This is a genomic window from Gluconobacter roseus, from assembly GCF_046058915.1.
Taxonomy (GTDB): Bacteria; Pseudomonadota; Alphaproteobacteria; order Acetobacterales; family Acetobacteraceae; genus Gluconobacter; species Gluconobacter roseus_A.
Window position 1 is genome coordinate 2,111,230 of the sequence record NZ_CP175538.1, and the last position, 21,866, is coordinate 2,133,095.

Here is a 21,866-nt window from a genome sequence, read left to right on the forward strand (position 1 = left end):
GTTTGTTCGGTTTTTCTGACAGATGATGTCAGAACTTCGCCCTTTTTACAGCTTTCCTGACAAATCATAGTTCAGATTGTCATCCATCAGCGCAAGGAGGCCGCTCTCATGGCCGATCACAGCATCAAGGGAAAAACTGCTCTCATCACGGGTGGAGCCAAAAATCTCGGTGGCCTGATTGCCCGCGATCTCGCGGCGCAGGGCGCGGCTGCCATTGCCATCCATTACAACAGCGCCGCCACGAAGGCCGATGCCAACGCCACGGTCGCCGCCCTGAAGGCGCAGGGTGTCAAGGCACAGGCGTTTCAGGGAGATCTGACGACTGCCGGCGCCAATGCGAAGCTTTTCGAAGACGTTATTGCGGCCGTCGGAAAGCCGGATATTGCCATCAATACCGTCGGAAAGGTGCTCAAGAAGCCGATCCTCGAAACGTCCGAGGAAGAGTATGACGAGATGTTCGCGATCAACGCGAAGGCGGCCTATTTCTTCATCAAGGAAGCCGGACGTCATCTGAACGATAATGGCAAGCTCCTGACCATCGTGACATCCCTGCTTGGCGCCTATACGCCGTTCTATTCGACCTATGCCGGGTCGAAAGCGGCCGTCGAGCATGTGACACGTGCGGCATCCAAGGAGTTCGGCGCGCGTGGCATTTCCGTCAATGCGATCGGGCCGGGGCCGATGGACACGCCGTTTTTCTACGGACAGGAAGCGCCGGAAGCCATAGCCTACCACAAAAGCGCGGCTGCCCTGTCGGCTTTCAGTCGTACGGGTTTGACCGACATCGAGGACATTGTGCCGATCGTCCGCTGTCTGATCTCGGATGGCTGGTGGATGACCGGACAGACCATTCTCGTCAATGGCGGTTACACGACAAAGTAACACTCTTTGAAAGGCTGGACGCAGAACGCTGACGCCTTTGGGAAGCCGCAATCTGCGGTAACGGAACTGGCAAAGACGAAAACTTCAGGGCTGGAATACAGGACACGGGATATGATTTTTCTGCTCATATCCCGTGTTTTCAATAAAACGGTCATGTGATGAGAGTGTCTATGCTTTAAGCCCTTAATGAGTTTTTGATCTCTCCAGACTATGCTGATGCCAGATATTTTTCAGTTCCCGCCCGCAAGGGTGGTGACGGAAAAGAGAGTCTTCTCTATTCATGAGAACATGAACTGGCGTTCCTACCTTTGGTGCCGCCTGCGTGCGACAACAGCATAGAGGACATTTCGTGGAGCATACCCAGAGCTTGTCAGGCCCGGACGGAAGAGTCAGTCCGACCGTTATCCGGCTTTATGCTGTCCTGGCCGCAGCCCGTTATCACGGCCTTGAACTGGATATCCGCGATTTTGCGGCAGAGCCAGGTGAGGACTCGCCTTCTCCTGCCACCCTTGCAAGATGGCTGAACGAACAGGGTGCCGTTGCCAAGGGTATGCGCCTCCGGTGGCGTTACCTCATCAAGATCCGCAATTCCCCGCCCGTTGTCCTGATGTTCAAGGATGGCTCTGCCGGGCTGATGGTGCGTGCCGATGCCGGCAAGGGCGTGGTATGGCTTCGTGATCCGATGGGTGGCGAGGGTGATGCCCCTGTCCCAGTAGATGAACTGCGTCTCATGCAGGTCTGGACCGGCGATGTCCTGCTGGTCAAACGTCGTCGCGACGAATCCGAGGCCGACGCAAAATTTGACCTGCTGTGGTTCGTGAAGATGGTGCTTCGCGAAAAGAAGGTGATGCGTGACATTGCCTTTGCATCGCTAATCCTGAGCATCATTCAGATCTTTCCCGCGCTGATCGTCATGCAGGTTATCGATCGCGTGGTGAACTATCACTCCATGGCGACACTGATCTCGCTGAGCGCCTTTGTCATCATTCTTGCCTTTTACGAAATCCTGCTGACCTATGCCCGGCGGGAACTGTCGCTGATCCTGTCCACCCGCTTGGATGCCAGGATTTCGCTGCACGCTTTCAACAGACTTCTTGCACTTCCGCTGGAGTTTTATGAACGCGAACAGACAGGCGAGATTCTCGGCCGTTTCATGGCTGTTTTCAAGGTCAGGGACTTTCTGACCGGCCAGTTGATGACCACCCTGTTGGATCTCTTTACGCTTGTCGTAATCCTGCCTGTGCTGTTTGTGCTGAGTGCAACGCTCGCATGGATGACGCTGGCCGGGGCAGGCTGCATCGGCCTGATCGTGGTGATATTCCTTCCGGCTGTCACCCGTGCCATTAGCCGACAAGTGCTTGCAGAAATGAAGCGCGGCTCAATCCTCTACGAAACGGTCGCCGGTATCCGGACCGTCAAGACACTGGCTCTTGAATCTACCCGGCGGGAGCTGTGGGATGAGCGGACGGCAGAAGTGGTACGCTGGAAGCTGGCTGCCGGGCGCATGGCCAGCTGGCCACAGACTCTGGTCATGCCTTTTGAAATCTTCATCAACCGCGGCATTATTCTGGTTGGAGCCTATCTGATCCTGACTAACGCAAGTTCCATGCAGGCGGGCGCGCTCATGGGGTTTATGATGCTGGGTGGACGTGTGGCCAGTCCGCTCGTCAGTCTTGCCAAGCTGATGGAAGCTTTCAATGAGGTCAGTGTCTCTCTAAGCGAAGCCGGTGCTGTGCTGAATCAACCGACGGAAACCAAGGCGCTGACAACAGGTATGCGTCCTGTCGTCAAAGGAGCACTTTCTTTCAATCATGTTGATTTCTGTTATCCGGGGTCGACGTCCAAGGCACTGAACGATGTCACATTCGATATCCCCGCCGGAACGATGCTGGGTCTCGTTGGACGTTCAGGATCTGGTAAGTCGACAATTACCCGCCTGCTGCAGGGTGTAAGCCGTAACTACACGGGGTATCTGCGTCTCGATGGTGTGGATCTGCGGGAAATCAATCTGACCCATCTGCGTCGCTCATTTGGCGTGGTGCTCCAGGACAACTTCCTGTTCCGTGGAACAATCCGCGATAACATCACGGCGGGCCGTCCTGGCCTGACGATCGATGATGCAATCCGCGCAGCGCGTCTCGCTGGTGCGGAAGAGTTTATCGAACGCATGCCTGCGGGCTATGACACCTGGATCGAGGAAGGTTCGACCAATATCTCGGGTGGGCAGCGGCAACGGCTTGCAATTGCCCGTGCTGTCATCAGTGATCCGAAGCTGATGATCCTGGATGAGGCGACATCGGCTCTGGATCCGGAATCCGAAGCTCTGGTGAATGCCAATCTGCAACGGATCGGTAAAGGCAGAACAATGGTGATCGTTTCCCACCGTCTGTCCTCGCTTGTGAACTGTCATCAGATCGCGGTCATGGACCAGGGCAAACTCGTTGACATCGCTCCGCACAGGGTACTTCTGGAGCGGTGCGAGATCTATCGTATGCTCTGGTTGCAGCAGAACCGGCACATGACAGATAACGACGTTCCCGGCGCTGCCGGGCAGCTGACGGAAGGAGAGTAATCATGAGCTCTTCCGACATGATTCCGCATGACGATAATACGCTGCGTCAGTCCGATGAAGATTTCAACCAGCACATCCCTCGGACAGCTACGGATCCGTTCGCGCCCAATGATATGCCGCTGGCGCTGCTTGAGTTCCATTCGCCGACTGCGGGGCTCGTCAATCTTCCAGCGACACCGGCTGCCCGCTATATCATCCTGCTGATCGGATGTCTGTTCCTGGCCTGTCTGGCGGCCATGGCGCTGTTCCCGATTAATCGTGTGGTCGCGACACCGGGACGCCTGATCTCAACGCAGCCGACCATTGTCGTGCAGCCGCTTGAAACAGCTATCATCCGCTCCATCGATGTCCATGTTGGCGATTTCGTAAAAAAGGGTGATGTCCTCGCTCATCTCGACCCAACCATTAGCGAAGCCGACATTACGAATATGGGTCAGCAGCGTGATGCCTATCAGGCGGAATATGATCGCCTGAAAGCTGAAGCAGCGGATCAGGACTATCATGTCAACCTGAACGATCCGGCTTCGGTGGAGCAGGGGGCCGCGTTCCTGCGACGCAAGAACGAATATCAGGCACATGTCGAAAACTATGCCCAGCAGATTGCCAGCCTCGAGAGCGATATCCAGGGCTATCGTGCCAATGCCGCCATGTATGGCAGCAAAATGCGTGTCGCTTCCGAGGTTCTGCAGATGCGTCAGCGGGAACAGGCTGATCAGGTGGGCTCCCGTCTTTCAACCCTTGGCGCCCAGACAGAAATGATGGAAGCCGAACGGGCCGAGATCGCGGCTCAGCAGAGTGCCAATTCTGCAGAGAAAAAACTGGCTGCCATGAAGGCGGAACGTGACGGCTATATCGGAAACTGGCAGGCCAAGATTTATTCGGAGCTTACCGAAGCCGGTCACCATCTGGCGGAATATCGCAGTTCATATGAAAAAGCACGTCTTCGACAGGATCTTGTTCTGCTGCGGGCACCCGAAGATGGCGTCGTCCTGACGATTGCACAGGGATCTGTCGGCTCTGTCCTGCAATCGGCAGGACAGTTCATTACGCTCGTTCCCACAGGTTATGGTCTTGAAATGGAAGCCGTTCTGCGCTCGCAGGATGTGGGCTTCGTTCAGGTCGGAGACCATGCGCTCCTGAAATTCGCGACATTCCCGTATGAGCAGTATGGGGGTGCGGAAGCGACGGTTCGAAGTCATCAGTGCAGACGCCTTCACGCCGTCTTCGCAGAACGGTGGTGCTGGTGGAAATGGAAATGCTTCCCCCGAGGATACTGGCGCTTCAGGTGTTTATCGTGTTCGTCTGCGGATTGACCGCTACACACTTCACGGTCAGCCTTCCTTCTTCCATCCGATGCCGGGTATGGCGGTGGAAGCCGATATCGATGTCGGAAAACGGACCGTGCTGCAGTACCTGTTCAACAAGCTTACGCCTGCGCTCACGAATGGCATGAGGGAGCCATAGCAGAAGTATGGAGCATTCCTAAAAGCGCTCGAAGGAACGCCCGGCAAAGTCCGGGCGTTTTCATAAGACAGTTATTCAGGACCTGTGCCGCTCATGCCGCTTAAACATCGTATTGGTGCCCTTTTCTCTTCGCGGGGAAAGCTGGAATATGCAATTCACCTTACGGAAACCGGCCAGGCTGTTAAGGGATTTACACTCCTCAGCCGTCTTGCTGCCGCCGGAGATGCAGAGGCATCGTTTCGGATAGGCCGCGCCTATCTGGATGGGCTTGGTGCTCCACCCAGTCTCGAAGATGGAGCCCGGTGGATCTATCTTGCCGCTCAGGCTGGTCATGTCGAAGCGGGCTTTGTTCTTGCGACGCTTTATACCGTAGGGCTGCCGGAAGGGTTTGAGATCCAGACGTCCAGCGAAGGACTGGATCTTTCCCAGACGCCTCAGACCGGCCCTAGGCATCCGGATTTTCATCTCGGATACCGCTGGGCCAAAACTGCGGCTGAAGCGGGGTCGCCGGATGCCCAGGCTCTTCTTGGGTACATCCTGACGAACGGTCCTGCGGATCTTCAGGACCTGCCACAGGCCCGCACCTGGTATGAACGCTCTGCCGAGGCCGGTTGTTCGCAGGGTCACCTGGGGGTGGCGCTTTGCATTCTCCGGGAGGCTACGACCGGTGAGGAACTGTCGTCTGCGGCCAGACATCTGCAGGAAGCGACGAAAGGTGGTCTCGGAACTGCTTTCGATATTCTGGGCCGGATGTATGAATCAGGGTCCGGGGTATCGCGCGATCTTGGCAAGGCAGCCACCTGCTTTCGTGAGGCCGCGGAGCGCAATGTTGTCACGGCTCAGGCCAAATACGGGCTGATGCTGCTGGAAGGGATTGGCACTCCTAAACATTATGGACGTGCAGAAACCTGGCTGAAGCGGGCGGCAGCGAACGGCGATACACAGTCCGCGGCCCTGCTTGGTGATCTGTGTGCCAATGGTGGCGATCTGCCTCCCAATCTTATGGAAGCCGCCAAATGGTACCGGCTGGCTGCGGAACAGAAACATGCGGGGGCCGCGCGTGCTTTGGGGCTGCTTTATCTGACGGGCAATGGCGTTCATCAGGATCCCGATGTCGCAACGCACTGGTTCAAGATCGCTTCTGAAGCCGGTGATGCCCATGCGGATGCCGATTTCGGGAACCTGATCCTGGCAGGTGCTGCGGCAAGCCCGGATGAAAAACAGGCGCTCCATGAACGCTTCGAAAAGGCGGCTGAGAAGGGTGATCTGGTGGGTGCCTACAATCTTGGTGTGTGCTTTGCCGAGGGAGTGACTGGCACACAAAACGGACGTGAGGCGGCCCGCTGGATGCAGAAGGCTGCCGACGGTGTTGTCAACGCCCAGTACTGGTACGGCATGATGCTGCTGGAGGGACGGGGGGTACACCCTGATCCCACACAGGCCCTTTACTGGATGGAAAAGGCCGCTGATGCGGGCATGGCCGAGGCGCAGGTCACAGTGGCCGGTCTGCTCGTTGATGGAAGCATCAACGGACGCAAGGATCATGAGAAGGCACTGAGCCTTTACCGGAATGCCGCCGAGAGTGGAAACGTGGATGCCATGTTCTCGCTTGCTGCGATGTACGGAGGAGGGCATGACGTGCCCGAAAACCGTCAGCAGGCCCAGCTGTGGTTCCGAAAGGCCGCTCAACGTGGGAACGGCCTCGCCCAGATGATGCTCGGCCGTTATCTCGTGCGCGGACTGGCCGGCGTGACGGATCCCGTGGAAGGGCGGATCTGGCTGGAGCGGGCAAAAGCGCAGAATATCAAGGATGCTGAAGTCGAGCTGGCCATGCTGGACGAGGCGCAGCCGGACGATGATGACTGATCTCCGTGGCTGCTAATCACTCTTCCTCCGACCGGAATATATCCAGAGCGGCGTTTGCGGGCTTTGGTCAGATTGTCAGCGATGAAGACCGGGCCCTCTGGCGGGATGCCATGAGCCGCAGGGCCCAGGAAGCCTTTGCCAGAGGACAGGCCGCTTTTCAGAGCGGCAACACATCCCTCGGTCTGTTCTGGCTCGAGCGTGCCGAACGGATGTCGCGGCACAATCCCAATCTGAAATGGTCGGTTGGGCTGGCCTGCCTGTCAGCCGGTCGGATCACGGACTGTCTGGTTCGCATGGGGGACCTGCGACAGGATTTCGGGTTGCGGGAAGCTGCGTTTCTGGAAGTTATCTGTCTTATGCGGCTGCAGCGTGTAGAAGAGGCTACCGCCCGGATGCAGGCGGCCCTCTCATGCTTTCATGCCACGCCGGAGACTCATCCGCTCGCAGATCAGATCGCCACTTCTGCGGGGTTTCCGGGCTGGGTGACGGTTTCCAATGCAGGCACGGCTCTTATCAGGACGTCCAAGCCGGTCCGGCTGTTGCTGGACGGGCAGGAGATCGCGCAAGGCTTAAGGGATGGTTTGCATGATCTTCCAGAAGGCTGGCGTTCGGCCAGGCGGCTGGAGATCCGTGCCGGGCGGCAGCATGTTCTGGGGAGTCCGCTCGATATTCCGGCGCTGACCCGGTGTGAATCTTTTGTTGAGGCAACGGCGGATGGATTGAGCGGCTGGATCTGGACACCTGCCGAACCCGAATATGCCCCCTGCATAACGCTCTGGGACGGTTCCAGCCTTCGTGTTGAGACCTTCGCTCAGGATGTCGACAGCGACATTCCCCTGGCCCGCAACCGGGCATTTCATATTTCGTCCTCACATTGTCCGAAGGGCGATACGGGCCCCATCGAATTGCGGGACGAAAACGGGCGCCTTCTGGCAGGCGCTCCTGTCGATCCCATGGTCGGAAAGCTGGTGGCCGGGCGCAGACGCGGCCTGCCGGCGCGCCTGCAACCCGTAAAGGTTGAAGCTGCGGCCCTGCGTCCGCATCGTTCCCGCGAAAGTCCCGGCTGTGCGATCGTGATCCCGGTCTATGCCGACCGCACCCGTACGCTGGCCTGTCTGCGAACCGTTCTGGCGACGCGACCGCCCGATGTGCCTGTGATTGTCGTGGATGACGCAACCCCGGAACCGTCTCTTGCCAGCGCGCTCGATAAACTGGCGGAAGAAGGTCGGATCGTCCTGATCCGTCATGACCGGAACATGGGGTTTCCGATTTCCGCCAATGATGGCATGCGCGCAGCAGAAGGGCGGGATATCCTGCTGCTCAACAGTGATACGCTGGTTCCCGCAGGCTGGGTCGAGCGTCTGCGTGCCAGGCTTGTCCATTCGGATGTCGGGACCGTTACACCGCTGTCGAATGACGCGACCATCCTGTCCTATCCGTCCGTTGAACGTCCCAATCCGATCCCGTCTCTGACGGATATGCGTGCAATGGACCGTCTGTGCCGGGACGTTTTCAGATCACAGGACGCGGGTACAGGCGACGAAATTGACCTGCCCACGGCCCACGGGTTTTGCATGGGGATTTCCGCCGACTGTCTGGCAGAGATCGGCCTGTTCCGCGAGGATCTGTTCGCCCAGGGTTACGGTGAGGAAAATGACTTCTGTCTCCGGGCTTCGGCAAGAGGCTTTCGCCATCTGGCCGCACCGGAACTTTTTGTCGCGCATGTCGGCTCTGCCTCCTTCGGAACGGCCCGAAAGGCACTGGGTGCGCGCAATCTGAAAATCCTCAACGCCCTGCATCCCGGTTATGACGCGCTCGTCAGGCGCTTCATCGCGGCCGATCCGCTGCATAGAACGCGACGCAGACTGGATGCGGCGGGACTGGTTCGTCTGGCCGCGGGCAGGTCTGCCGTTCTCATGGTGCAGCATGACGCTGGCGGCGGTGTCGGGCGCGTCGTACGGGAGCGGTCGGAAGCGTTCGAGGCTGCGGGACTTCTCGCACTTGCCCTGCGACCGCATGAAAGCGGATGCCGGCTGGAATATGCTCTGGATGGGAAACGCTATCCCAACCTGAAGTTCCGCCTGCCGGATGAACTGCCGTCGCTGCTGGATCTGCTCAGGGCCCTGCGGGTTGAAGCAGTGGAATGGCATCATCTGATTGGTCATGCGCCCTGTATCCGGAGTTTGCATGAGGCGCTCGGTGTGCCGTATGACGTGTTCATCCATGATCACGTCTGGTTCTGTCCGCGTATCTCGCTCTGTGACGGGGAAGGGCGTTACTGTGGGGAACCCGACCTGTCAGGCTGTGAACTTTGTGTGACACGGTGGGGAAGTTATCTCGGGGAAGACCTATCGCTTCCCGAACTGCTGGCCCGTTCTGCCAGTGAATTGTCCGGAGCACGTATGCTCATGGCCCCTTCGGATGACACGGTACGGCGGATCGGGCGGCATTTCCCCGGTCTGACGATCGAGGCTATCCCGCTGGAAGACGATAGTGCCCTGCGGACCGCCATCCGGCCGCACGACCATGCGCGATCGGATCAGCCGCTCCGGGTCTGCGTCGTGGGCGGGATCAGTCAGTGGAAGGGCTATGATGTCCTGCTGGCACTGGCAACCGAAATCCAAGCCCACCGTCTGCCTATCGAACTGTCGCTGGTCGGACATACGCATGACGACGACGCCCTGATTTCTCGCGGTGTCCGTGTCACCGGAGAATATCGTGAAGAGGAAGTGCAGGATCTGATCCGGCAACAGCAGCCGGATGTAGGGCTGATCCCTTCCGTGGCGCCGGAAACCTGGTGTTATGCCCTGGGGCAGGTCTGGCGCAGTGGTCTGGACGCCGTCTGTTTCGATCTGGGCGCGCAGGGAGAACGGATCAGGAAAAGCACGACCGGCCTTGCTGTCCCACTCGGGATGCCGCCTTTTCAGCTTGCGATGATCCTGTTGCAACGATGGGGTGCATCCCGATGACAGGTGGTTTACCTTTTCTAACGAAACAGGCCACTATAATGGTGAAACAGAAGCCGATATTTCTAGAAGGCTGTTGTAACACATCGTCGGGATGCTGCTCATAACTGTGATGACCACTCGTGACAGTTCATGAAACATGCCGTTATTATTGCCCGCAAGAACGGACGCAATTGGGAGTAGGGAATGTCTAACGCCGCCGAAGCACCGCGACAGAACCGGGTCATCGACCTCAAGGCCGGGGCGCATATGATGGTGCTGGATGCAGGAATTTTCTGCATTTTTCATGCTGCCGGACAGGCTCCTGCCGGCCCGGCAGGACTGCCGGGCGTCCGGATTTCGCGCGCACCAGGTACGCCGCCGGGAATCGTGACGGTCAGCACCTTTGAAGAAGATGGCTGGATCGGCGGATCGAACGGCGCAGCTCTTGTCCGCGTCATGCGTGGCCCGGCTGCCGTACTGGTGACGACCTATCAGGAACCGGACAGCGCCCATCCGGCTCCCCGTCTGCAGGTTGCCCAGCTGGCTGGCCCGATCACATCGGCTCCTGCCCAGCCGGCTGTTCCGGCTGCTGCGGCTCCGGTCACTGCTGCAGCAGCGGCTGCGGAAACGGCCACGGAAACTGTGGCCGAGAAAATTGCCAATGATATTTCTGCTCACATCCAGCGCCGCGGTGATGTTGCAACCGGCATTGGACACTGGATGGGCGTCCCTGGCAGCCAGAGCTGGATCGAAGGCTTCAGCATTGCTCCCGAAGACGGCATTCCTGCTTCCGACATCGAATATCAGGCGGTTCTCGGCAAGGGCTGGCTGTCTCCGTGGGCTGAAGGTGGCCAGTATTGCGGTTCGCGCGGCATGGCGCTTCCAATTCTCGGGCTCCGTGTCCGTCTGAAGGGCAAGTCCGCCGAAACGCACAAGATCCGCCTGACGGCGACATTCACGGATGGCACACGTCTTGGCCCTGTGGATGGCACCGAAGCGCTTGAGGCGGAAAGCCTTGCCCCGCTGGAGGCCTTCCTGCTGGAAATCGTGCCCGAGGGTGAAGAAATTTCTGCACCCAAGACCGAAGCTCCCAAGGACGCCGCAAAAGCTCCTGCCAAGGCGCGTACACCGAAGTCGGCTGAAGCCAAGGCCAAGCCAACTGCCTCGAAAAAGCGCAAGCCTGTTTCGGCATCCTGATTCATCAGTGATGTCTGACTGACCGGAGAAGGAAGGTGCCTTCTCCGGTCATTTTAAAAACTGCCGCCATCTGCTCTCCTCTCCTTGTGCGAACAGGAAGCCGCAGAGGCTTCCAGTCGCTCCGGAGACGATGTGCGTTATCTATTCGTTCACCAAAACTTTCCAGGACAGTTCCTGCATTTCGTCCGTCATCTTCAGGCGCAGGACCACGAAATCGTCTTCATTTCCGAAGCAAATAATGGCCATATCCCCGGTGTGCGGCGTGCCATCTATCGCGTACCGCGCCTGCCCTCAATGGAAACCCATCCCCATCTGAGGGAGTTCGAATACGGTCTGCTCCGTGCCGAAGCCGTCGCGAAGGCCGCCCGGACGCTCAAGGGACTGGGTTATGAGCCCGACATCATCATCGGCCATCATGGCTGGGGCGAACTGCTCAATCTTGGTGATGTTTTCCCGAACTGTCCGATCCTCGGATATTTCGAGTTTTTCTATCATGCCGACCGTAATGATGTCGGCTTCGATCCTGAATTTCCTCCGTCTCCGGAACTTGCTGCAGCCGTCAGGGTCAAGAACGCGATCAATCTGCAGGCACTCTGTCTGGCGAACGGATATGGCCAGAGCCCAACCCAGTTCCAGCTTGGCACCTATCCCGGCTGGGCACAGGAAAAGATTTCCCTGCTGCGCGAAGGGGTCAATCTGGAACTCTGTTCTCCGGAACCGCAGGCCAGACGGCGCAACCTTGTCATCAAGGATGTCCGCATCACGCCCAAAATGCCGCTCGTGACCTATGTCGCGCGTGATCTTGAACCTTATCGCGGCTTTCATGTGGTCATGCGCGCACTCCCGCGCATCCTTGCAGAGCGCAAGGATGCGCATGTCATTCTCGTAGGAGGCGACAAGGTCAGTTACGGCACGCTTCCTCCAGGGGGCGGAAGCTGGCGTGAGATCATGCTGCGCGAGCTTGGAGACAAGCTCGATCTCGATCGCGTGCATTTTGTCGGCAAGATCGAATACGATGATTTCCGGGCTCTTCTGCGGCGCTCGGATGCCCATCTCTACCTGACCTATCCGTTCGTTGCTTCCTGGTCTCTCCGTGAGGCCATGGCGACGGGTTGTCCCATCATCGGTAGTGACACCGCGCCGGTCAGGGAATTCATTACGAATGACGTGACTGGTCGTCTGGTACCGTTTCTCGAGCCGGAAAAGATTGCCGAAACAACGCTTGCCATTCTGGATGACAAGAAAACCGCCCGTCGTTTGGGGCAGGAGGCCCGCCGTTACGCTGAGGCTGAGCTCTGTCTGAGCGATTATCTGAAGCGATATGACGATCTTGTCGCCCGGATTGTAAATATGCACCGGTCCTGAATAAATACACCGCGGGGAAGCCTGATCCTTCCCCGCTGCCAGGTGCTATGCCAGGACGAACCGTTGTCCATGTAAGTGACGTCGTACTCTTCAATGAACGCGTGGAACTGGTTCTGGCAATCAATCTGCAGATCGGCATCAAGCCATCAGCGCCACCATTGTTCAGGATCATATACAGACGGAACAGATCGGCCCCTTCGGCGGGATGACGGTCCCTACGAAAGAGTTTGCAGATTTCTCTTCCATAATGTTTGTGAAGCTACCTGGGCAGACTCTCTGAATGCCATGGATGTAATGTGCTGGTTGTGGAGAACAGCTCCCCAGTTTATCCGAGGGCAGCGAATTAGAAGAATGCAGATCTGCAGCAGCGGATATTCCGTCTGTGTCTTGCTGTGCATATCGAATGCCACCGTGTAGGAAAAAGGGGCTTCAAGAGCTTTGCTGTATTTGGTTTATAGTTATCAACGGCCTGAAAGGGACTTGGAATAAACTCAGTCTTTGTCGGAATTTTTCAGTAATTCGATGAGGGTATAAGGTCGTTTCCGGGCATGGAATCAGACGCAGCGCCAGAAAGGACAAGCCATCATGACGAATGAAGCAGTATCAGCTCTGAAAGCTGCGGTGGGACGTTGGGTTTGCAGAAAGGATGCGTTGTCACATCCGAGCCTGCTCACGAATTCGGACATTCATGATCTCGCCGCTGCGGTGAAGGCAGGGCTGTCTGGCCCGGTATCTGCGGAAGGTGAGCGGGAATGGGGCAATCTGCGGGAGCTGACGAAGGACTGGATCGTGCAGCAGAAGTCCGGCGTTGAACCTGGCCCGTTGCAGATCCATGATTTTGAACATCTGGCGTCCACGATCTCGCCGGTTCTTCCAGCATCCGAGCCTGCCGGACCAACTGCTACGTCTGTCGTTTTAGAGGCCCAGTCAGACAGCACCATCCCCGTTCAGTCAGACGTTGAACTTTGGACTCATGAAGCGGCCGATCTGACCTTTGCGCGCGAGCATCTCGAACGCTGCCTCTGAAATGCAGAACGCTCCGCAGGAAGCCTGCGGAGCGCTGAACGATACTGATGGAATGGCAAAAGGATCAGCTACGGCTGCCTTTATGGTCGCCATCACGCATCTCACCGGTCGGTTCCTGGACATGGGCCTCAAGGAACCACAGATGCTTGTCGAGGCCACGAGACACTTCCGTAAACACGTCGGCCGTATCGTCATCACCGGCCTCGTCCGTCACCTTGATGGACTCGCGCATGTTGTTTGCGACTGTGGCGTAGCGGTCGATCAGGGCTGCGAGATGGTCAGCAACGCGGTAGACATTGGTCGGGTAAGGTGTGCAGGCACTGTTTTTTGAAACCTCCTGCACCGTTCCCAGCGCCGTACCGCCAAGCTGGACAGCGCGCTCGGCAACCGTATCCGAGAACCCGTCAATGCTGGACCGGAAGCCATCAAGCATTTCATGGACACCGATGAACTGCGGGCCCTTAAGATTCCAGTGGGCCTGTTTGGTGATAAGCGCCAGATCAATCAAGTCCGAAAGCCGGGCGTTCAGCGTCTCGATGGAAACGTTCTTGGTGTTGTCCGCAGTGTTGTTCTGCGTCACGTGGCGGTCTGTTCTGGAAGCCATGGGACTACTCCTGAGCATCTGAATACGACCCGAAGGCGGGTCATCAGGTTGCTGAAAGATCTTGGCGCCTGCTCTCATGCAGGCTGTCAGTCTCCCAAACGTGTTACATGTGCCACAGTTCCCATCCAAACTCCGGGCGTGTCCTGACAGTTCCGTCCTGCGTATAATGTAAAATCCGGCAGTGCCGCCCCGCGCGCAGGGACGATCTACAGTCACCGTTTCGTTCGCTGATGACATAAATCTTTCATCACGCCTCGTTCCAGTTCCGGTTGTTCTTCCATGACAGGACGGCTAATGCACTGAAGTGGTGGCTGCGGCTGCCGGATAACGCCCGTTTTTTCAAGTCAGAGCTTCTCACGCATGACCCTTGCCACAGCCACGCAGCCTACCGAGGCCCGCGACAAGGCCGGTGTTTCCCATAGTGGAAGCCGCCGCAGCGGGCCCGATACCGCATTCCATCTTCTGGTCGCGGCATCCGCGCTTCTGGTGTTGGTGGTGCTTGGTGGTCTCGTGGTCCTCATGGGTGTGGGTGGCAGTCAGGCCTTCCGCACGTTTGGCCTGGGCTTTGCCTTCCGTGATGTCTGGAACCCGGTTGCGGATCAGTATGGCGCCTGGGCGCCGCTGTTCGGCACCATTGTCAGCACGCTGATCGGTGTCATCATTGCCCTGCCGCTGGCCTTCGGCACGGCCTTCTGGCTGACCGCAATGGCGCCGCCGCGGATTGCGGCCATCGTCGGAACCGCGGTGCAGCTTCTGGCCGCCGTGCCCTCCATCATTTTCGGCATGTGGGGCTTCTTCACGATCGTCCCCTTCATGGCGCGGACGGTCCAGCCGTTTCTGACCCATCATTTCAAGCATGTTCCCGGCATCCGGTTCATCATCCATGGTGCGCCGTTCGGCACGGGTCTCATGACGGCCGGGCTGGTGCTTGCTGTCATGATCGCACCTTTCATGACCGCCGTGATGCGGGACGTTTTTGCCGCCATGCCGAATATGCTGCGTGAAAGTGCCTACGGCCTTGGCGCCACGCGCTGGGACGTGATGTGGAAGGTCGTGGTCCCCTGGTCCCGCTCAGGCATGATCGGTGCGATCGTGCTGGGTATGGGCCGTGCACTGGGTGAGACCATGGCCGTGACCTTCGTGATCGGCAATGTGACGGCTGTGGGCTGGTCGCTCTTTGCGCCCCGCAGCACTGTCGCCTCCCTGATTGCGCTTCAGTTCCCGGAAAGCCCGGCCGGTTCGCTGCGTCTGTCGTCCCTGCTGGCTCTGGGCTTCATCCTGATGCTGCTGTCCTTCGCCAGTCTGGCACTCGCGCGGATGCTGCGGGGAGATACGAAATGAGCGAGACAACCGTTTCCACAAACGGCTGGAAGCCCAATCCCCGCGCGGCCCGTCGCCGGAGCGCTGATCATCTCGCAACGGCATTCGGTATGGTCATGGCTGGCATCCTTGTGCTGGTTCTGGCCTCTATCCTGTGGACGCTTCTTTCGCGCGGGCTTGCCGGCTTGTCCGCCGCAGCGATCATGAAGCCCATGGGGCCTCCCGGGTCGTCCTCGGGTCTGGCCAATGCGATCGTCGGCAGCCTGATCCAGACCTTCCTGGCCCTGCTGATGGCAACCCCGCTTGGCCTTGGCTGCGGGATCTATCTTTCCGAATACGGGACGAGCACCAACAAATTCGCATCCTGCGTCCGCTTCGTGTCTGACGTGCTGATGTCGGTACCCTCCATTCTGGTCGGTCTGTTCGTCTATCAGGTCATGGTCGCACCGTTCGGGCACTTTTCCGCGCTGGCCGGTTCTGTGGCACTCGCGATCCTGGCGGTACCGATTATCGTGCGCACGACCGAGGACATGCTGCGGCTTGTCCCGACATCGATGCGCGAGGCCGGAGCAGCACTAGGTGCGACGCGCTGGCGGGTGACGCTCTCGCTGTGCCTGCGCTCCGCCAAGACAGGTGTTCTGACTGGTATTCTTCTGGCGCTCGCCCGGGTGAGCGGTGAGACGGCGCCTCTGCTGTTCACGTCGCTGGGCAACCAGAACTGGTCTTTCAGCCTCAATAGGCCGATGGCGAGCCTTCCGGTGACGATCTATCAGTATGCCGGTGCGTCCTATGAAGACTGGGTGCAGCTGGCCTGGGCCGGTGCGCTCCTTGTGACGATGGGCGTTCTGGCCATCAATATTGCCGTCCGCGTCTCGGCGCGACGCGGATGACCCCGGAAACACTGCAGGGGATGACACAGGATTTCATGATGACCGAGACTGATCCGCAGATGGTGAAAAGCCCTGAAGTGGCGCTGGCTGTCCGCAATCTGAATTTCTATTACGGCGAGAACCACGCCCTGCACGACATCTCGGTGGATTTTCCGGCGCGTCGCGTTACGGCCATGATCGGGCCGAGTGGATGTGGCAAATCGACGCTGTTGCGCGTGTTCAACCGCATGTACGACCTGTATCCCGGCCAGCGCGCGACGGGTGAGGTAATCTTCGACGGGCGCAATGTTCTGGACCGGGATCTGGACCTGAACATCCTGCGCGCCCGCGTGGGCATGGTGTTCCAGAAGCCGACACCGTTCCCGATGTCCATCTACGACAATATCGCCTTCGGCGTGCGGCTGCATGAGAAGCTGAACAAGGCTGACATGGATGCGCGCGTGCAGGACGTGCTGACGCGTGTCGCGCTGTGGAACGAAGTCCGCGATCGTCTGAACGCTCCGGCATCCGGCCTGTCCGGTGGCCAGCAGCAGCGTCTGTGCATCGCCCGTTCCATTGCGACGCGCCCGGAAGTGTTGCTGCTCGACGAGCCGACCTCGGCGCTGGATCCGATTTCCACGGCGCGTATCGAGGAGCTTCTCGATGAACTCAAGGAAGAGTTCACGATCGCGATCGTGACCCACAACATGCAGCAGGCTGCGCGCTGCGCGGATCAGGTGGCATTCTTCTACATGGGACGGCTGATCGAAGTGGACAGTGCGGACCGCATGTTCACCAATCCGAAGCAGCAGCAGACCCAGGACTACATCACCGGCAGGTTTGGATAACGCGTCATGGCTGACAGATCCCACATCGTCAAAAGCTACGAACAGGAGCTGGGTCAGCTCCGGTCCATGATGGCGCAGATGGGCGGCATCGTGGAAAATCAGGTGGCCCTCGCGCTGTCCGCCATTGCGGACCGCAACGAGGAAGCTGCCGATGCCGCCGCGCGTCAGGACCCCGAAGTAGATCAGCTGGAGCGTGAGGTCGAAAGCCTTGCGATCCGTCTTCTGGCGCTGCGCAGCCCCATGGCGGGCGATCTGCGTGAGATCGTGGCAGCCCTGAAGATCACGGGCGATCTGGAGCGGATCGGCGATTACGCATCGTCCATCGCGCGGCGTTCGCTGCGGATCAGGATGCCGGAAAACCAGATCTCGCTTTCAGGTCTGCGCAGCATGGGACGTCTGGTGCAGGAAAACCTGCGCCGGTCGATTGATGCCATCACGCAGCAGGATTCCAACCGGGCCATGGAAGTCTGGCACTCGGACCGGGCCGTGGACGAATATTACACGGCACTGTTTCGTGAGCTCGTGACCTACATGATGGAAGACGCCCGCAACATCCGTGCCTGCACGGAGCTGCTGTTCATCGCCAAGAATCTTGAGCGGATCGGCGATCATGCGACCAATATCGCCGAGCGCGTTTTCTATGCCGTGACAGGCGACAACCTGCCGTCCCTGCGTCCGCGTGGTGGTCCGGCTTCCGGGCTGACGGTAGCGGAAACGATGCAGGAGCCTGACGTCCGGTGAAGGGACCATCGCCGGCACGCGCCAAGGGGCTCGTTCTTCTGGTCGAGGACGATCCGGCCCTCCTGCTGATGACCTGTTACAATCTCGAACAGCGTGGCTATCGGGTCGAAAAGGCTGAGGACGGAGAGGCTGCCCTTCTGGCGCTGGAAACGTCCCGTCCGGACGCTGTCGTGCTGGACTGGATGCTTCCGGGCCTGTCAGGGCTGGATGTGTGTCGCCGGATCCGCGCCAATCCTGCTCTGCGCGACGTTCCGGTTCTGCTTCTGACGGCCCGTTCGGCCGAGCAGGATGCAATCCGCGGGCTCGATACGGGTGCGGACGACTATCTGATGAAGCCGTGCAGCATTGATACGCTCGATGCGCGTCTGCGGGCGCTGCTGCGGCGGCACCAGTCCTCCTATGACCGTCTGTCCTTTGCGGACATCACGCTGGACCCGGAGACGCACCGCGTGGAGCGGGCCGGGCGGATGCTGTCGCTCGGGCCAACGGAATACCGTCTGCTGGACCTGCTGATCCGCAATCCGCGCAAGGTGTTCTCCCGCGAGGATCTGCTGCGGCGGATCTGGGGCCAGAACATCCATGTCGAGATCCGGACGATCGACGTGCATATCCGTCGTCTGCGCAAAGCCATTAACGGGCCGGGTGAAATCGATCTGGTACGCACCGTGCGTGCGGCCGGCTATGCACTGGATGACGGCCCGACGACGGACGGCGGCTGACGGGTGCCGCCGGGGGACTTCCGCCTGCAGCGGATACGCTGCCACTGCAGGTGGGGATGGTCCTCGTCTGTGTGGCGCTGGCCGGATGGGTGCTGGCGGTCTGGCTTCTGCTGCGTCAGCCCCGCGTTCCGACATCTCCTCCCGATGACTATCTGACGCCGGTATCTCCGGCCGATCTGCCGGTTGATCCCCTGCCGGCCTGTGCCGTGGTGCTGGACGGGCTGGGTGCGATTGTCCAGGTCAATGAGGAGGCGGCCTCCCAATTCGGGGAAACGGTCGGTGCCATCCTCCGTCACCCTGCCGCGCGCGCCGCACTTTCGGCGGCGTTGCGGGCTCCGGCCCCTCTCCCGAGCGTGGGGAGCAATGGCAGGGGCGAACTGCCTCCGGTCTGTTCCACGACTTTCACCCTTGATGTGCCGGTTCCACGCACGCTTCACCTGATGCTGCGCCGGCTTCCCGGTGGCAAGGGGCAGGACAGGCGTGTTCTGGTTGTTCTGACGGACCGGAGCGAGGCACAGGCCGCGGACCGGATGCGCATGGATTTCGTCGCCCATGCCAGCCACGAACTGCGCACGCCGCTGGCCTCCTTAAGTGGATTTATCGACGCGCTGCGCGGGGCAGCTGGCGAAAACCCGGTCATGCGGCAGCAGTTTCTCGATATCATGAGCCAGCAATCCGAGCGGCTGAAACGCCTGATCGACCGGCTGCTGTACCTGTCGTGCGTTCAGGCCCATGAGCATCAGCGCCCTCGCGACGTGGTGGATGTCGCGGACCTTATGGCGGTCGTCCTTGGGGAAGTCGCCCCACGTTTTGAGCAGGAAGGGCGGACCCTGAAGCTGGAGATCGAGGACGATCTGCTGGTTCGCGCTGACGAGGACGAAATGGTTCAGGTCCTGCTTAACCTGATCGAGAACGCCCTGCGTTACGGTGCCAGATCGGGCGATCCGCTGACCATCATCCTGTCGGCCAAGCGCGCTGTCACGCCCGATGACCGCTGGCCCGCTGATGGCGGCATTATCCTCGGGATCGAGGACAATGGCTGCGGGATGGAAGCGCATCATCTGCCGCGCCTGACCGAGCGTTTTTACCGCGTGGGCGCTCTGACCGACGGAGCCGGCCAGGGAACGGGTCTTGGCCTGTCCATCGTCCGACATATCCTGGACCGGCATGGCGGGCGTCTGCGGATTGCGAGTGCGCTGGGGAAGGGGACGACCTGTCTGGTCTGGCTGCCGGCAGCCAGCGCCACCCTTGCAGTTTCGGTTGTGGAATGATAGTTTCACTCTGAAACAATCAGGGGTCTTGTTACTGTGACAGTTTTCCGGAGTTTTCGCCGTGCCGGTCTCGCGGTTCTGCTGACTGGCAGCATGTTCACGCCGCTTTATGCGGCCGATGTTCCTGACACCATCCCTGCCTGGCTGAGCGATATCAACGGCGCGCAGGCCATGTCCTGGGTGAAGGCGCAGAACGACCGGACCCTGCGTCTGCTGGGTCATGGGCCGCTTTATCAGGGCCTGTACGACACATCGCTAAAGCTGCTCCAGACACATGACCGTCTGGCATTGCCGATACAGAACGACGGAATGATCTACAATTTCTGGCGTGATGACCGGCATCTGCGGGGCATCCTGCGCCGGACGACACCGGATTCTTACGCGACGGAGCATTCGGAATGGACGGTGGCGCTGGATCTCGATGCGCTGGCGGCGAAAGAGAAGCGCAACTGGGTCTATGGGGGCGTGGATTGCCTGCACAGCCAGCAGAATCTCTGCCTGCTGTATCTTTCGGATGGGGGCGAGGACGCCAAGACCGTCCGGGAGTTTGATCTGCGGACCGGAAAGTTTGTCGAAGGCGGGTTCAGTCTGCCTCATGCCAAGCAGGATTCCAGCTGGCTGGGTCGGGACACGCTTCTGGTCAGCTATCCCTGGACGGATGCCGATCTCACGGAATCGTCCTATCCGTATATCGTGAAGCTTCTCAAGCGCGGACAGTCGCTGTCTGAGGCGCAGACGGTCTTTACCGGCAACCGCAAGGACGTCGAGGTCGGGCCGGAAGTCCTGCATGATGGAGCCGGGCATCAGGTCACGCTGATCCGTGAAGGTCTGGATGCATTTTCGTCCAAACTGTTTCTGTATCGCGATGGTCAGGTGACGCCGGTTGCCATTCCCCTGAAGGCGGACGTGGCAGGGCTGTTCAATGGCCGTCTGGTGGTACAGTTGAAGGAAGACTGGAAGGTTGGGACGCAGACTTTCCCGCAGGGCAGTGTGGTGCTGGTCGATCCGGCTGCCGCGACCGTCGCGCCCCAGCTTCTGCTGGCGCCGACCGGCAAGCAGATGATCGAGGGCGCGTTCACGAGCCATGGTCATCTGATCGTCACGCTCTACGACAACGTACGCGGCCAGATCTCGATCTATACGCCGTCCGGGACGGGCTTCACGCACCGGGACCTGCCACTACCGCAGAACATGTCAGTCGAACTGGCCAGTGTCGATGAGGACAGCCCGTTGGCCTATGCCGTATCGACCGGATTTCTGAGCCCGACTACTCTGTGGGAAATCAACAGCGATACGGCTTCGGTGCAAAAGCTGCATACGCTGCCAGCACAGTTCGATGCCTCGGACATGACGGTGGAGCAACAGGAAGTACGCTCGACGGATGGAACCAGTGTTCCGTACTTCATCGTACATCGGCGGGACATGAAGCTGGATGGTACCAATCCGACGCTGCTTTATGCCTATGGCGGGTTTGAAGTGCCGCTTTTCCCGTTCTATTCGGCCGGGATCGGCAATAACTGGCTGTCACGGGGCGGGGTCTATGTTCTGGCGAATATCCGCGGTGGCGGTGAGTTTGGACCGGCTTGGCATGATGCGGGACTGAAGACGCATCGTCAGCGGATCTATGACGACTTTGCTTCCGTGGCGAAGGATCTGATGGACCGGAAGGTGACATCCCCGCAGCATCTGGCGATTCAGGGCGGCTCCAACGGTGGTCTGCTGATGGGTGTCGAGTTCACGCAGCATCCGGATTTCTGGAAGGCCGTTGATATCGAAGTTCCGCTGCTCGACATGATGAATTACGAGCACATGTCGGCGGGTGCGTCCTGGGTGGGTGAATACGGGACGGTCTCCATCCCGGAGCAGAAAGCGTTCCTGCGCGGGATTTCGCCGCTTCAGAACCTGAAGCCGGATGTGAAATATCCCGTGCCGTTTATCGAGACGACCACCAAGGATGATCGCGTTGGTCCTGTTCATGCCCGTCGTTTTGCATGGCGCATGAGTGAACTGAAGCTGCCGTATTATTACTGGGAGCAGGTGGCAGGCGGTCATGGTTTTGGTGCGAGCCAGAAGGAAATCGCCCAGACTCAGGCGCTGAGCTATGCCTATCTGTGGTCCGAACTCGGCCGGACGCATTGAGGCTTTGCATCAAGCGGACATGAAAAAGGGCGCTC

At 59.2% G+C, this 21,866-nt stretch carries 15 protein-coding genes and 1 pseudogene; 15 read left to right on the forward strand and 1 reads right to left on the reverse strand.

The window, feature by feature from the left end:
* The first annotated feature begins 108 nt into the window (after positions 1-108).
* The 8 genes and pseudogenes from ACJ2A4_RS09885 (at position 109) to ACJ2A4_RS09920 (ending at position 13,320) form a co-directional block, all read left to right on the forward strand.
* Positions 109-882 (forward strand): SDR family oxidoreductase, encoded by a 774-nt coding sequence (locus ACJ2A4_RS09885; RefSeq protein WP_408872694.1) that lies wholly within the window; start codon positions 109-111, stop codon positions 880-882.
* A 421-nt stretch (positions 883-1,303) separates the two neighbouring features.
* Positions 1,304-3,454, forward strand: coding sequence for a peptidase domain-containing ABC transporter (locus ACJ2A4_RS09890; protein WP_408874153.1), 2,151 nt, complete (start codon positions 1,304-1,306; stop codon positions 3,452-3,454).
* A 2-nt stretch (positions 3,455-3,456) separates the two neighbouring features.
* Positions 3,457-4,918, forward strand: a pseudogene (locus ACJ2A4_RS09895) (HlyD family type I secretion periplasmic adaptor subunit).
* 93 nt (positions 4,919-5,011) lie between these two features.
* Positions 5,012-6,784 (forward strand): tetratricopeptide repeat protein, encoded by a 1,773-nt coding sequence (locus tag ACJ2A4_RS09900; RefSeq protein WP_408872695.1) that lies wholly within the window; start codon positions 5,012-5,014, stop codon positions 6,782-6,784.
* 110 nt (positions 6,785-6,894) lie between these two features.
* Complete coding sequence (locus tag ACJ2A4_RS09905) at positions 6,895-9,753, forward strand: glycosyltransferase (RefSeq protein WP_408872696.1); 2,859 nt, start codon at positions 6,895-6,897, stop codon at positions 9,751-9,753.
* A gap of 183 nt (positions 9,754-9,936) precedes the next feature.
* On the forward strand, positions 9,937-10,929 hold the full coding sequence (locus ACJ2A4_RS09910) for a hypothetical protein (RefSeq protein ID WP_408872697.1): 993 nt from the start codon (positions 9,937-9,939) through the stop codon (positions 10,927-10,929).
* 132 nt (positions 10,930-11,061) lie between these two features.
* A complete protein-coding gene (locus ACJ2A4_RS09915) occupies positions 11,062-12,294 on the forward strand; it encodes a glycosyltransferase family 4 protein (protein ID WP_408872698.1) in 1,233 nt (410 codons plus the stop codon).
* Positions 12,295-12,945: 651 nt separating this feature from the next.
* Positions 12,946-13,320, forward strand: coding sequence for a hypothetical protein (locus ACJ2A4_RS09920; protein ID WP_408872699.1), 375 nt, complete (start codon positions 12,946-12,948; stop codon positions 13,318-13,320).
* Between the two features lie 64 nt (positions 13,321-13,384).
* Here ACJ2A4_RS09920 and dps read toward each other — a convergent pair whose 3' ends face one another.
* Positions 13,385-13,924, reverse strand: a complete 540-nt coding sequence (gene dps / locus ACJ2A4_RS09925; RefSeq protein WP_062511274.1) for a DNA starvation/stationary phase protection protein Dps — start codon at positions 13,922-13,924, stop codon at positions 13,385-13,387.
* A 360-nt stretch (positions 13,925-14,284) separates the two neighbouring features.
* Here dps and pstC point away from each other — a divergent pair, with 360 nt between their 5' ends.
* From pstC to ACJ2A4_RS09960, 7 genes are read left to right on the forward strand one after another with little or no spacing between them, the layout of a single operon-like run.
* Complete coding sequence (gene pstC, locus ACJ2A4_RS09930; RefSeq protein WP_194259576.1) at positions 14,285-15,265, forward strand: phosphate ABC transporter permease subunit PstC; 981 nt, start codon at positions 14,285-14,287, stop codon at positions 15,263-15,265.
* Positions 15,262-16,134 carry a phosphate ABC transporter permease PstA gene (gene pstA / locus ACJ2A4_RS09935; protein ID WP_194259575.1) on the forward strand — a complete coding sequence of 291 codons (873 nt, stop codon included), beginning with the start codon at positions 15,262-15,264 and terminating at the stop codon, positions 16,132-16,134. Before pstC ends, pstA begins: the two co-directional genes overlap by 4 nt.
* A gap of 20 nt (positions 16,135-16,154) precedes the next feature.
* Entirely contained in the window at positions 16,155-16,961 is an 807-nt protein-coding gene (pstB, locus tag ACJ2A4_RS09940; RefSeq protein WP_228124222.1) for a phosphate ABC transporter ATP-binding protein PstB, read from the forward strand.
* A gap of 6 nt (positions 16,962-16,967) precedes the next feature.
* Entirely contained in the window at positions 16,968-17,702 is a 735-nt protein-coding gene (phoU, locus tag ACJ2A4_RS09945; RefSeq protein WP_062511280.1) for a phosphate signaling complex protein PhoU, read from the forward strand.
* Positions 17,699-18,421 (forward strand): response regulator, encoded by a 723-nt coding sequence (locus tag ACJ2A4_RS09950; RefSeq protein WP_408872700.1) that lies wholly within the window; start codon positions 17,699-17,701, stop codon positions 18,419-18,421. The genes phoU and ACJ2A4_RS09950 overlap by 4 nt, the downstream gene beginning before the upstream one ends.
* Positions 18,422-18,477: 56 nt before the next feature.
* Entirely contained in the window at positions 18,478-19,692 is a 1,215-nt protein-coding gene (locus tag ACJ2A4_RS09955) for a sensor histidine kinase (protein WP_408872701.1), read from the forward strand.
* Positions 19,693-19,728: 36 nt separating this feature from the next.
* A complete protein-coding gene (locus tag ACJ2A4_RS09960) occupies positions 19,729-21,831 on the forward strand; it encodes a prolyl oligopeptidase family serine peptidase (protein WP_408872702.1) in 2,103 nt (700 codons plus the stop codon).
* Positions 21,832-21,866: the final 35 nt, after the last annotated feature.

Bases quoted from the DNA above. Each gene is read 5' to 3' on its own strand.
- ACJ2A4_RS09885 (WP_408872694.1), top strand. From the start codon at position 109: ATGGCCGATCACAGCATCAAGGGAAAAACTGCTCTCATCACGGGTGGA.
- ACJ2A4_RS09900 (WP_408872695.1), top strand. From the start codon at position 5,012: ATGCCGCTTAAACATCGTATTGGTGCCCTTTTCTCTTCGCGGGGAAAG.
- ACJ2A4_RS09905 (WP_408872696.1), top strand. From the start codon at position 6,895: ATGAGCCGCAGGGCCCAGGAAGCCTTTGCCAGAGGACAGGCCGCTTTT.
- ACJ2A4_RS09910 (WP_408872697.1), top strand. From the start codon at position 9,937: ATGTCTAACGCCGCCGAAGCACCGCGACAGAACCGGGTCATCGACCTC.
- dps (WP_062511274.1), bottom strand. From the start codon at position 13,924: ATGGCTTCCAGAACAGACCGCCACGTGACGCAGAACAACACTGCGGAC.
- pstC (WP_194259576.1), top strand. From the start codon at position 14,285: ATGACCCTTGCCACAGCCACGCAGCCTACCGAGGCCCGCGACAAGGCC.
- pstA (WP_194259575.1), top strand. From the start codon at position 15,262: ATGAGCGAGACAACCGTTTCCACAAACGGCTGGAAGCCCAATCCCCGC.
- pstB (WP_228124222.1), top strand. From the start codon at position 16,155: ATGACACAGGATTTCATGATGACCGAGACTGATCCGCAGATGGTGAAA.
- phoU (WP_062511280.1), top strand. From the start codon at position 16,968: ATGGCTGACAGATCCCACATCGTCAAAAGCTACGAACAGGAGCTGGGT.
- ACJ2A4_RS09955 (WP_408872701.1), top strand. From the start codon at position 18,478: ATGGTCCTCGTCTGTGTGGCGCTGGCCGGATGGGTGCTGGCGGTCTGG.